At 37.6% G+C, this 12,144-nt stretch carries 11 protein-coding genes; 9 read left to right on the forward strand and 2 right to left on the reverse strand.

Annotated elements, in window-relative coordinates; all coding sequences use genetic code 11:
* Positions 1 to 2: 2 nt before the first annotated feature.
* From kdpB to GJV03_RS16100, 4 genes are all read left to right on the forward strand, one after another.
* Positions 3 to 2,033, forward strand: coding sequence for a potassium-transporting ATPase subunit KdpB (kdpB, locus tag GJV03_RS16085; RefSeq protein WP_154130549.1), 2,031 nt, complete (start codon positions 3 to 5; stop codon positions 2,031 to 2,033).
* Positions 2,034 to 2,053: 20 nt separating this feature from the next.
* The gene (gene kdpC, locus GJV03_RS16090; protein WP_154130550.1) at positions 2,054 to 2,659 is read left to right on the forward strand and encodes a potassium-transporting ATPase subunit KdpC; all 606 of its coding nucleotides are present in this window, start codon (positions 2,054 to 2,056) and stop codon (positions 2,657 to 2,659) included.
* 235 nt (positions 2,660 to 2,894) lie between these two features.
* The gene (locus GJV03_RS16095; RefSeq protein ID WP_154130551.1) at positions 2,895 to 5,537 is read left to right on the forward strand and encodes a sensor histidine kinase KdpD; all 2,643 of its coding nucleotides are present in this window, start codon (positions 2,895 to 2,897) and stop codon (positions 5,535 to 5,537) included.
* 27 nt (positions 5,538 to 5,564) lie between these two features.
* A complete protein-coding gene (locus tag GJV03_RS16100; RefSeq protein ID WP_154130552.1) occupies positions 5,565 to 6,272 on the forward strand; it encodes a response regulator in 708 nt (235 codons plus the stop codon).
* A gap of 638 nt (positions 6,273 to 6,910) precedes the next feature.
* Here GJV03_RS16100 and GJV03_RS21520 read toward each other — a convergent pair.
* Positions 6,911 to 7,081, reverse strand: coding sequence for a hypothetical protein (locus GJV03_RS21520; RefSeq protein WP_004722100.1), 171 nt, complete (start codon positions 7,079 to 7,081; stop codon positions 6,911 to 6,913).
* A 506-nt stretch (positions 7,082 to 7,587) separates the two neighbouring features.
* On the opposite strand from GJV03_RS21520, the gene GJV03_RS16105 reads away from it, so the two are divergent.
* Positions 7,588 to 7,809, forward strand: coding sequence for a hypothetical protein (locus GJV03_RS16105; protein ID WP_004722098.1), 222 nt, complete (start codon positions 7,588 to 7,590; stop codon positions 7,807 to 7,809).
* 367 nt (positions 7,810 to 8,176) lie between these two features.
* Positions 8,177 to 8,329 (forward strand): hypothetical protein, encoded by a 153-nt coding sequence (locus GJV03_RS21525; protein WP_004722095.1) that lies wholly within the window; start codon positions 8,177 to 8,179, stop codon positions 8,327 to 8,329.
* A 266-nt stretch (positions 8,330 to 8,595) separates the two neighbouring features.
* Here the strand turns inward: GJV03_RS21525 and GJV03_RS16110 are convergent, their stop codons facing one another.
* The gene (locus tag GJV03_RS16110; RefSeq protein WP_105714553.1) at positions 8,596 to 9,573 is read right to left on the reverse strand and encodes an alpha/beta hydrolase; all 978 of its coding nucleotides are present in this window, start codon (positions 9,571 to 9,573) and stop codon (positions 8,596 to 8,598) included.
* Positions 9,574 to 9,670: 97 nt separating this feature from the next.
* Here GJV03_RS16110 and GJV03_RS16115 point away from each other — a divergent pair, with 97 nt between their 5' ends.
* From GJV03_RS16115 to GJV03_RS16125, 3 genes are all read left to right on the forward strand, one after another.
* Complete coding sequence (locus tag GJV03_RS16115) at positions 9,671 to 10,579, forward strand: LysR family transcriptional regulator (protein WP_105714552.1); 909 nt, start codon at positions 9,671 to 9,673, stop codon at positions 10,577 to 10,579.
* A gap of 331 nt (positions 10,580 to 10,910) precedes the next feature.
* Positions 10,911 to 11,126: a hypothetical protein gene (locus GJV03_RS16120; protein ID WP_105714551.1), complete on the forward strand. Its 216-nt coding sequence runs from the start codon at positions 10,911 to 10,913 to the stop codon at positions 11,124 to 11,126.
* A 231-nt stretch (positions 11,127 to 11,357) separates the two neighbouring features.
* Entirely contained in the window at positions 11,358 to 11,822 is a 465-nt protein-coding gene (locus GJV03_RS16125; RefSeq protein WP_252720723.1) for a hypothetical protein, read from the forward strand.
* The last annotated feature ends 322 nt before the right edge of the window (positions 11,823 to 12,144 follow it).

Consider the following 12,144-nt stretch of genomic DNA (forward strand, 5'->3'; position numbering starts at 1 on the left):
ACATGAATCATTTAAAACAATCTACTCAAAATAAATCATCAACTTTATTCCAAGGTGAAGCTTGGAAAAATGCCTTGATTAAATTGTTGCCACAACATGCAATTAAAAATCCAGTGATGGCGATTGTATGGCTAGGCACGATCATCACACTGGTTAGTACTTTAACGGGTCAAGCCGATACCGTATTTGGTTTAGCGGTGACGTTGATTTTATTTATCACCGTGTTATTTGCCAATTATGCCGAAGCCATTGCAGAAGCCAAAGGTCGAGGTCAAGCCTCTTCCTTAAGACAAGCGCGTCAAAATTTAACCGCACGTCGACTCAGTTCTAAAGATGATCTAGAGGGCGTGCAAATCGCTGCAACCTTATTAAAAATGAATGATCTGATTGAAGTCCGTGCAGGGGAACTGGTTCCTGCGGATGGTGAAATTGTTCATGGTTTTGCGACTATTAATGAAGCTGCGGTAACAGGTGAGTCAGCACCAGTTTTACGTGAAGCAGGTACAGATAAATCGGGTGTGATTGGTGGAACTAAAGTTTTAACGGATCGTATCGTGGTACAGGTGACTGCTGAAGCGGGGAATAGCTTTCTTGACCGAATGATTGCTTTGGTTGAGGGCTCCAATCGTCAAAAAACACCGAATGAAATCGCTCTGGGTATTTTACTGACTGTGATGACTGTGACCTTTATCGCGGTGGTGGTGAGTTTACCTTTTATTGGGCATTTCTTAAAAATTGAAATTAATCCGATTCTCTTGGTGGCTTTGTTGGTGTGTTTGATTCCAACCACAATCGGTGGCTTGTTGCCTGCAATCGGTATTGCGGGGATGAATCGGGCGTTAAAAGCCAATGTGATTGCCAAATCGGGTAAAGCTGTCGAAGTGGCGGGTGATGTAGATGTATTGTTACTCGATAAAACAGGAACCATCACCTATGGTGACCGTCAGGCAACAGCATTTTTCCCACTGACTGGGGTGACTGAGTCAGAACTGCGTCAAGCTGCGATATTGACCTCACTTGCTGACCCAACACCAGAGGGTAAATCCATTGTGGTTTTGGCAAAAGAGCAAGGAGAACATATTGTTGAACCTGAACAGGTAGAGTTTATTGCCTTCAATGCCGCAACTCGAATCTCTGGTATAAATTTATCAAATGGACAGCAAATCCGTAAAGGGGCACTGGATGCGATTGTTAAATTCGCTTCACAAAATCTTGAAAATCATAGTGAGCTTAAAACGCGTGTAGAACAGGTTGCTTCAAAAGGCGCGACGCCGTTAGTGGTGGCAAAAGATCAAAATATTCTTGGGGTTATTGAACTTTCAGATGTGATCAAACAAGGCATCAAGGAAAAATTTGCTCGTTTGCGTGAAATGGGCATTAAAACAGTCATGGTCACAGGTGATAACCCTTTAACAGCTGCTGCTATTGCGGCGGAAGCAGGTGTTGATGACTACATCGCTGAAGCGAAACCTGAAGATAAGTTAAATTGTATTCGTGTTGAACAGAATAAAGGTCATTTGGTCGCTATGGTTGGCGATGGAACCAATGATGCGCCTGCTTTGGCACAAGCGGATATTGGTTTGGCGATGAACTCAGGGACACAGGCTGCAAAAGAAGCGGGCAATATGGTGGACTTGGATTCAGATCCAACCAAATTATTGTCTGTCGTTGAGATTGGTAAACAGCAGTTGATTACGCGTGGTGCATTGACCACCTTTTCATTGGCCAATGACGTTTCAAAATACTTTGCAATTTTACCTGCTTTATTTGTGGCAGCCATTCCTCAAATGCAAGCTTTAAATGTGATGCGCTTGGGAAGTTCAGAAAGTGCAATTCTCTCTGCACTGATTTTCAATGCGATCATTATCCCATTATTGATTCCAATTGCTTTACGTGGGGTGAAGTTTAAGCCTTCAACATCGACGCAATTATTACGTCGAAATATGCTGATCTACGGTGTAGGTGGTGTGGTGTTGCCATTTATTGCGATCAAGCTGATTGATCTGATGATCAGCCCCTTATTGGCACTTTAGAAATTTTGAGGATGATTAAAATGAATACTGAAAATAATCGATTGGTTGAGTCATCATTCGCTGGATTAACACGAGCATCGCTTGGATTAACCATTGTCGCGTTGGGTTTATGTGGTTTTGTCTACAGTGCTGCGGCAACAGGGTTGGGACAAATTCTTTTTGATGAACAAGCCAATGGTAGTTTGATCGTTGAAAATGATCGAGTTGTCGGTTCTCAACTGGTTGCACAGCCTTTTGTACAAGCGCAATATTTCCACCCAAGACCTTCTGCTGCCAATTATGACCCAATGGCAATGGCGGGAAGTAATATGGCACGAACCAATCCTGATTTACACAAAGCAGTAGAGGAACGTTTAAGTAAAATTGCGATACAGGATCACGTTGAAAAAACCGCTATTCCTGCGGATTTGGTCACGGCTTCAGGCAGCGGAATTGATCCTGAAATCACTGTGCAATCTGCAATGATTCAAGTAAAACGCATTGCCAAAGCAAGACATTTGCAGGAACAGGATGTGCTAAGGTTGTTGCAAGAAAATAGTATACAACCGATATTTGGAGTTTTAGGACAAGCCAGAGTCAATGTACTTGAATTAAATTTGGCTTTGGATCAAATTGGAACTCAATAGATGGATTGAGATCAGCAAAGCAAAATGAATCAGCGCTGATGTAACTGATTCTCTCTGATTGTTTAGAAGAGGGCATTATTGGGATTTTATTTTCGTATAAATTTACAATACTCCCTCTTTTAGATTGTAAATGATTCAAGCTTAATCAAAAGACGGTTTTCCTGTGTTTCTTTGCTGTATTGAATGCTCGCAAAGAAACAGCACAGTGATGTAATTTTTAAACAAGCAGACGGCGATGAGCGATTATAGAAACAATAAAGCAGATGTTTTACTGCAACACACTCAGCGTTATCAATCTGGGCGGCTCACTATATTTTTAGGTGCTGCACCCGGTGTGGGGAAGACTTTTGCAATGTTAGTGCGTGCGCACGAACTGGCTTTGCAAGGGATCAACATTGTGATCGGCTATGTTGAAACCCATGGTCGCATTGAAACTGAAAACCTCATCTCAGGTTTGGTGATCATTCCAAGAAAGGCAATTGAGTATCAAGGACATTATCTTGAAGAAATGGATCTTGATGCTGTGCTGGCAAGCAAACCCAGTATTGTTTTAGTGGATGAATTCGCGCATAGCAATATGCCAAATAGTCGTCATGAAAAACGTTGGCAAGACATCAATGAATTACTGGATGCGGGTATTGATGTATTTACCACGATGAATATTCAGCATCTAGAAAGTTTAAATGATGTGGTCTATCAAATTACCGGTATTAGGGTGACTGAGACTGTACCTGATCGGGTCTTTGAGCGGATCCGTGATATTCGGTTAATTGATTTACCTGTCAATGAATTACTTGAGCGTTTAAATCAGGGCAAAGTCTATGTACCTGAGCAAGCTGAACAAGCTTTGCAAAGATTCTTCAACAGTTCAAATCTGACCGCATTGCGTGAATTGGCAATGCAGACGGTTGCCAGTCATGTCGATACCGATGTTCGAGAAAATTTTGCTATACAAGGGCTTGTGCCAATTCCTCTAAAAAATCATATTTTAATTATGATTGAGGGCAATGGGCAGGCTGAGGCGTTGGTTCGTGCTGGTTGTCGTATTGCAGAAAATCGTCAGGCAAATTGGACGGTGGTGGTCTTTTCTAAAGATTCAAAAATAAGCGAAAAACAAGATAGTTTATCCAGTCGAGAAATTGAACGCGCTTTAAACCTCACCCGTCAATTGGGTGGGATGACTGAAATCCTTTATGGTCAGCAACATGCAAAAACGCTGTTTGATTATGTGATGGATCGAGGGATTTCAACCTTGGTATTGGCACAATCGCATCGTAAGACCTTTGCATTGGGTGTCGTAAATTTTGTTGATCAATTACTTAAATATCAGCCAAGTTTTGAATTGAGTATCGTCCCAACTCTTGCAGAACATCGTCAGCAATCATTTTTTCAAGATACGCATTCATTTCTAAGTTTAAGAGAAATGTTTTATGTGTTATCCACCACTGTGATCAGTATTGTGATTGCCAGTTTAGGTGAAAAGTATTTAGGGATTGAAGAGCTTTCGGTGATTTTTATCACCGCTGTGGTTTTTGTGGCATCTAAAACACGAATGCTGGCCGCTGTGCTTTCAGCACTGTTGTTCTTTTTTGCTTATAACTTTTTCTTTATTTCACCCAAATTTACTTTACAAATTTCTGCACATCAGGGTGTGATTACCGTGGTTGCTTTTCTTGGCGCTGCACTGATTTCAAGCCGTTTGGCATCAAGACTGAGAGAACAGGTAACGGCTTTAAAGACTGCAAATAGTTATAACAGCATTATGCAGGATTTAGGTCAAAAGCTGTCTACCGCGATCGATTTAAAGCAAGTGCAGGAGATTGCAGAAAACAGTTTAAGTAAAAATTTAAATGCCGAAATCTGGTTTTATTTCCCAGAATCATCAACATCATCACTTGAGGTCATTAACAATAAAGAAAAAATTTCAGCAGATTGGACATTTAAGAACCATCAACCATCGGGACGGTTTACCCAAACATTAACTGAAAATGATTGGTGGTTTTTACCATTATTGGCTTCCAAACAGTGTTTTGGTGTGGTCGGGGTTAAGTTTCTTAAAAATGTATCGGTTTTAAATACTGAACAGAAGCAACTGACTGAAACCATGGTTGAATATATTGCTCAAGCAATTTCTCGAACCCAACTCACTAAAGCATTGGAAATCGCCAATGTCAGTTCAGAAACCGAGAGATTACGTTCGGCCTTGTTATCCTCCGTCTCTCATGATTTACGTTCACCTTTAGCCTCTATGATTGGTGCAGCTGATACTTTGAGTAATTATCGGCATTCGATGGATGAACAAGATCAAGACAGCTTATTGGAAGCCATTCATTTGGAAGGCGAACGACTGGATCGTTATATTCAGAATTTATTGGATATGACACGGCTAGGGCATGAAGGTTTAAGTCTTAAACGAGATTGGATTGGTGTCGATGAGTTGATTGGTTCAGCGGTACGCCGTTTAAAACGCTATATGCCGCATAGTCTTGTTGAGGTTGATTTACCAGAGCAAACATTGAGCCTATTTGTTCATGCTGCTTTGATCGAACAAGCGATTTTTAATGTATTGGAAAATGCAGCCAAGTTTTCCCCAGAGAATAAAGCGGTAACGATTAAAGTCTTACAACTCAATGAAAACGAAATTGAAATTTCGATTAGCGATCAAGGTTTGGGTATCCCAGAAGATGAACGAGAGCGAATTTTTGATATGTTCTATACTATGGAACGTGGCGATCGCGGACAGTATGGTACGGGGTTGGGCTTAACCATTGTTAAAGCCATTATTGGTGCACATATGGGTAAAATTTCGGCATCTTCAGCCAAGAATAATCAAGGCACATGCATTCGTATGCAATTGCCGATTCAGCAGATTGGATAAGTGCACATATTGATTTTAGGAAATAGCATGCCAGAACACAATGTATCGACAAGTTCCATGACCAATGTATTGATTATTGATGATGAAACTCAAATTCGTAAGTTTCTCGATATTGGACTTAGAGCACAGGGCTATAAAACGCTACTGGCTGAAAATGGTCAAAAGGGCTTAGAGCTTTTGGCTTTGCAAGGCGCTGATTTAATTATTTTAGATTTAGGACTGCCTGATTTAGATGGTTTAGAAGTTTTATCTGAGTTGAGAGCTTGGTCGCATGTCCCTGTGATTGTTTTGTCTGTACGTTCCAATGAAGAGGAAAAGGTCAAATTACTGGATGCTGGCGCCAATGATTATGTGACGAAACCTTTTAGTGTTCAGGAGCTTATGGCGCGGATCCGCGTATTACTCAGACAATTTCAAAACGTTGCTGTGGAATCCGCTTTTTTTGATGATGGTTTTTTAAAAATTGATTTTGCCCAAAGACAGGTATTTCTTAACCAACAACTGATTTCACTGACACGTAAGGAATATCAATTGCTGACTTTATTGGCGCAACATAAGGGGCAGTTGATTACTCAACCACAAATTCTCAGTGATTTATGGGGACCAACTCATCAGGAAGATACTCACTACCTAAGAATTCTGGTGGCCAAATTGCGTGGAAAACTGAATGATAATGCGGTACAACCCAAATATATTGTGACTGAACCTGGTGTGGGCTTACGCTTTGTAGGCTAAGCATGGCTGATCTTCTTTGAGATCATTGGTTTTTTGATGGTTTTACAGTAGATGGTTAAAATTAAAATAAACGATTCTTTGTAAAGTGCAGAGTAGGGGGGTAAATGTTGGTAATATTAATTTATTGTTATTTAAAATCAATTAATTAAATAATTTATTGGATTTGAAAGAGTGATGGTATTATAAGTTTTACTGAGAACTTTGGCTTTATATTTATACAAACTCACGATTTGAATTGAGTGTGGCGAAACTTTATTAAATAAAGCGTAATCAAATATATTTTATCCGCTTTCATCTGCTGATCTGTGTTAACTTAGCTTTGATCGAATCCGTAAGCGAAACGGAAGTGTTTAGGTTGTTACAGGAATTGCGTATTCCCTCTAAATAGATTTAAAACCTAAGCAGTTAACGCTGAGCATGAGATCGCAGCATGCCGATCTGAAAAGCCCGCACTATTGTGGGCTTTTTTTACATCATGGAGAAAGCTGAATATTTTGAGTTGATACAGTCTGAATTTATATAACCAACAACGAAAAAACTTACCAAACATCGGTAAGTTTTTATAGATTAAGCTTTAAGGTCTGTTCATTCTTAGCCTACAACGTAAGCCATTTATGAAATTTCAAAAGACCCTTGTGTTATTTAGGCTTATTTGTATCAGGTTGCTTAACCTCTTTATTGTCCTGATTTGGATTAGGCGGTGTAGCACCAGGAGTTGCTTGTGGCGCATCTTTAGGCGGAGTTTGCTCAACGTTTTTAGTATCTGAATTTGCTTGAGCTGAATTTTGTGAAAAACTTTTAAATGACATTATAATCTTCTCAAATTGTTAAGTGAGTCTGGATAATAGTCTTTTAATCCACTTACACTAAGGTAGTTGTGAGAGCCATATGTGGAGATATGTTGGCTAAACTGAGTTTATATCGACAAAATATATTTATAAAAATATCAAATATTTGTATTGTCTTGTTTTAAATGGTGATATAAATAATCTCTAAATATAGGCCTGTACATAAACATCACAAATCGATTTTATAAATAGGAACTTTTAATTTAAAATAATCAAATGTTATTTAAGTTGCATAATCTGTTAAATTAGCGTACTATGAAAAATACTAAAGCAGATGTGCTTAATATATAAGCAAGACTTGAAGGTTGGCTTCAACTCTGACTTCTGCAATATCAAGCTGATGTAAATATCAAAAGTTTAAATTAAGGTTAGATGCCTTCTTATCGTTAGTTCCAAAAATATATCTGTTGGTCTTAATAGTTAAATACTTCTCTGTTTGCAAAAGCTCAAAACAATTGAGTGAAAAAATGAATATTTTAAATGGCTGGACAATAGCCTCTGCAGTAAATGGCGATGAAATTCGCGTAAAGATCGTTCCTTTAAAAAGACAACAAAGCAACCGTACTGGTATGAGTTGGGTCGAAGTAGGGAAAAAGATTGAATTAGAATCTGGTGACGATCGTCAATTTAATATTGATGGTTCATCTTTCTATCTTAATCAAAATCAACTTTATCGTATTGCGATATAAATCGTAATCAATGTTTTAGAAAAGCTCATCGTAAGATGGGCTTTTTATATGGCTGAACGAATATAAAAGATATTGAAAATTAAGGAAGGATTTTTGATCAGTGTTGATTGATGAATATTAGATGGTTTTAGAATGATTAAGCTGGAATTAAAATCTCATAATAAAAACTTACCATGTGACTGTTTGGTTAAATACCGAAATACTTTAAATCAGCCATAACACTGAAATTTAGATGATTTATCTGAATCTTTGAAATCAAATGTAATAAAGCTTCACATAAACTTGCATAACTCACATATCGAAATACTTTATTAGAAATTTAATGTTATTCCTAATAGACGTTATTCAATTCAGTATGAGGTATATCATGTTAAAGACCGTAGCATTATTAGGGACTGGAATTGCAATTGCTTGCTACTATCAGTCACATAAAAATAATCCTCAAAAAACCAAGGGTAAAAGTTTAGCCAAAACCAAAGATGATGATCATAAAGAGTCTTCAGCAGAAGCAGTACATTAATTTTAATGAAAAACCACCGATTCGGTGGTTTTTTAATATGGATACGGCAATCGTAAAACTTAAGGTAGAAACGGACACTGAAAAGATGCTGTCTAGGCCGGCAAGGAAATGATAAAGAATTTTTAAATCCTTGCCCTTTGCAAAGTGACGACTTCTCACCTTTGTGAAAGGAGGGAGTTGTCCATACAAAACTTAATCACGCTTAGTTGATTGTCGATGCAGCATTAAAAGGATTATCTTTCATATCCGACTAAAGCTATTTGATCTTAATTTTGATGTTGATAAAACCAATCTGCCGCATGTGCAACTGTTCTATCTACAATATCGGGTTGCTCGTAATACTGGAAATGATTGGTTCCATTTTCCCAGATAAGCTTTTTATCTGATGTTGGAATTGAATCAAAATGACGTCGAGCCGCTGCTGGATTCATACAGGTATCCGAATGAATGATAAGCGCGGGTTTCTTTAGTTTTGCAACGCCAGCTACAGTTGAATAAGAAAAATGATCAAGATCACTCATAATTGCGTAGCGATTCTCCCAGTTTTTTAGCGTCCATGCTCCATACCAGCTCCATATAATTGGACCAGGTAAACCAGCATTCGAGCCTTTGACGCGATCACCGAGGTCTGGCGATACGAGTGGCTGGTAGATAACTTCCCCCGTTGTTTCGTAAAGAACTTTGGCATCCTGTGCTTTCTTTAAACGGATCGCTAATAAGGCTTCTAATTCTTCGATCGTTGGTGCTGATTCAATATCAAATGGATTTTCTGTAACACCTGCTGCAAGCATAAATAAATCAGTTTCTCTATCTCGATAATATCCAGTAACAGAAACAACGGCTTTGACACGTGCTTCATAAGACGCGATATCCAGCATTTCAGGTCCACCTTGGCAAACCCCTAATAGAAATATTTTATCGGTATCGACATCGTTACGGGTAAAGATGTAATCAATTGCAGCAATGACATCTTCGTTTTTCATTTTGGGATTTTCAAGGCGACGTGGCATGCCTTGGCTCTCACCAACAGTTCTTGGATCAAATGCGAGGGTGATAAAGCCTTCATCTGCTAAACGTGTCGCATACTGAGTGGGTGCCTGTTCTTTTTGAAAAGAATATGGCCCAAGAATAATAACAGCGGGGAGTTTTCCATCGGTATTTGGCTTATATAAATCGCCAACCACTGCATCACCATGTGAATCAAATGTTATTTTTTCTACAGCATAGTTACCATGTTTGGGCATTGTAATTTTCCTTATCGTCATTAATTTTGAGTACCCATTCAGCCTATATAAATATATTATTGAGAACAATCTCATAAAACTTTATAGAATAGTGAAAATGGCTCATCAATTGAAAAGCGGTGAACTCTTTGCTTTAACAATTTTTTTATCTGTGGCCTCTCATCGAAACTTCCGTGCAGCTTCGGTTGAGTTAAACGTCACACCTTCAGCAATTAGTCATGCCATAAAAGGTTTGGAAAGCCGCTTAAATGTTCGGCTTTTTAATCGAACCACACGCAGTGTTTCTTTGACTGATGCCGGAATCCAATTGGTTCATTCACTTCGACCATCCATGGAAAATATTTCAAATGCGCTAAATCATTTAGATGATTTTAGAGATCAGCCGAGTGGTGTACTTAGAATCAATGCCAGTGAAGGGGCAGTCAGGTTGGTTTTAAAACCTATTCTTAAAAAGTTCTTACAACGTTATCCATTGGTTCATTTAGATATTGTTTGTGATGGTAAATTAACCAATATTGTTGAGGAAAATTTTGATGCAGGCATACGCCTTGCAGACGATATACCTAAAGAAATGGTTGCAATCCGTTTGACTGAAACCGCACGCTTTGTTGCTGTCGCATCCCCAGACTATTTATTAAAAAATTCTACGCCACTTGTTCCGCATGATCTTTATGAACATGATTGCATTCGTTTCCGTTTTGATAGTGGCTTAATTTTTCGCTGGGAATTTGATATGAATGGCATTATTGAAAAGATAGATGTCAAAGGGCCATTAACACTTACAGATCAAACATTAATGGTTGATGCTGCAATAGATGGTATTGGTATCGCATTTGTACCTGATCATTTGGTAAAAAATGCTGTGGAAAATCAGCAATTAAGTATCGTTTTGGAAAAGTTTAGCCCAGTGTATCGTGGTCTTAGCCTTTATTATCCAGGCTATCGTCATGTATCCACTACACTTAAGGCGTTAATCAATATGATCCGTGATTCATCAAGCTATTGATTTTCATAATGTCCATTTCGAAAAGTCGCAAAAAGCTTGGCTAAAAAGGGTTTATTTTAGAATTCAACTTATTTGCCTATATCAAGCTATCTAAGGAGAAAAATCTAATCATATAAAAGTGGACTTTTCATTCACAACAGACATAAGGAAAAAATAAAAACTACGAAAAGTGCTAAGTTTTATAGAAATCCATATATTTTTTATGGTTTTTGTAAATATACCTCAAAAGAGAGGTTATTTTATCTCAAAGGGCTTTGCTTAATTTCTAAAAATAGGACATAACTATGAGAGTAAATAGAGTAAAAATTTTTAATTACTAGGGGAATAAAAAATGCTTTTAAAATTTGCCACTCGATTCGCAAGTATTTTGTTTGGAATACTGGCTTTAATCGCAATCATGATTCATTTTGTTTTTTCGAATCAGCTATCCATTGATCTATGGATTGTGCTTTTCCCAGTTATTTTAGCAGTTCCAATTTTAACAGCAGTTCTGATCACTGGTGATGATGAGTTGGGGGTTCAATCTAGTGAGTGGAACAATTCATAATTTTTAAATCTAAGCTCATCGAAAGGTGGGCTTTTTAGTGTATGAACGGATTAATTTTGAACCTATGCAGTTATCTCACTTTTTCTTTTAATGAATAAAGGAGGGATATAGACAGTAAGTACCGACAACTTTGTGGTTGTATAGCGAGTCTAGTTATCGTTATGCACTCGCTTAAACTTGTATTTGCAGTGTTTTACTTTAATGACTGGATTGTTGATGAGGAGAACCAAGTTGCGATATTTATTGTTTATACTTAGTTTTTTACTGTGTGCTGAATTGAAAGCGCAGAGCCCATTAGACGAACCTTTTTTGCAAGTTGGTGCAGTTGATGATCAATTCAATATCATTAATCTCGAACTGTACAATGGCTTAGTCAAAGTGATTAATCACAATTTTTCGAACATTAAGCCCAATCAATCAGATGATTTAACAAACATTTCTAGAATTAGGTTAACTAGCAATGGATTGTTGCTTGTATCAGATTTAAAGGGGATTGTGTCTACAGAAGATCTAAGCGAGAAATTTGATGAAAACAAATATAAAAATCTGACCAAAAACAACATCTGTAGTAAAAGTGATTTGTTTGAGTCAGAGGTATTTAAAAAAACAACACAAGGCAATATTGTTTATCAATTAAACAATGCTAAAGGTGAGTTTTTGAAAAGTTTTACAATGAACTATAAAGAATGTCTATAGATATTAGGTGTTTAAATGAATATCTTGGGATAATTACTATATATTTAAATACTTGTTGTACAGTCGAATTTTTTGTAGCTCAGACTAATTTATAATTTTTAAATTAAACCCAAAAAAGTAGAATTCCTTAGCCATTTCTAAGGGATAGCAAAATGTGGAATTTCATCAAAAGCTTTAATTGTATAAATGTATGGTTAATCATATCTTTGATTACGCTTGGATTGGTATTGTTTCTATATTTTTCTTAGGCTTAGATGATTTATAGCAATTCAGAGGTAGTAACATAAGTTTGAAGTATCGAGCTTGTATAGGGCATAGCGAT

The sequence above is a fragment of the Acinetobacter sp. RIT698 genome, assembly GCF_009668065.1.
GTDB lineage: Bacteria > Pseudomonadota > Gammaproteobacteria > Pseudomonadales > Moraxellaceae > Acinetobacter > Acinetobacter guillouiae.

Excerpts from the sequence above, each read along its gene's own strand:
- GJV03_RS21525 (WP_004722095.1), top strand. The coding sequence starts at position 8,177 with ATGTTAAAGACCGTAGCATTATTAGGGACTGGAATTGCAATTGCTTGC.
- GJV03_RS16095 (WP_154130551.1), top strand. The coding sequence starts at position 2,895 with ATGAGCGATTATAGAAACAATAAAGCAGATGTTTTACTGCAACACACT.
- GJV03_RS16115 (WP_105714552.1), top strand. The coding sequence starts at position 9,671 with ATGGCTCATCAATTGAAAAGCGGTGAACTCTTTGCTTTAACAATTTTT.
- GJV03_RS16110 (WP_105714553.1), bottom strand. The coding sequence starts at position 9,573 with ATGCCCAAACATGGTAACTATGCTGTAGAAAAAATAACATTTGATTCA.
- GJV03_RS16105 (WP_004722098.1), top strand. The coding sequence starts at position 7,588 with ATGAATATTTTAAATGGCTGGACAATAGCCTCTGCAGTAAATGGCGAT.
- kdpB (WP_154130549.1), top strand. The coding sequence starts at position 3 with ATGAATCATTTAAAACAATCTACTCAAAATAAATCATCAACTTTATTC.
- kdpC (WP_154130550.1), top strand. The coding sequence starts at position 2,054 with ATGAATACTGAAAATAATCGATTGGTTGAGTCATCATTCGCTGGATTA.
- GJV03_RS21520 (WP_004722100.1), bottom strand. The coding sequence starts at position 7,081 with ATGTCATTTAAAAGTTTTTCACAAAATTCAGCTCAAGCAAATTCAGAT.
- GJV03_RS16120 (WP_105714551.1), top strand. The coding sequence starts at position 10,911 with ATGCTTTTAAAATTTGCCACTCGATTCGCAAGTATTTTGTTTGGAATA.
- GJV03_RS16100 (WP_154130552.1), top strand. The coding sequence starts at position 5,565 with ATGCCAGAACACAATGTATCGACAAGTTCCATGACCAATGTATTGATT.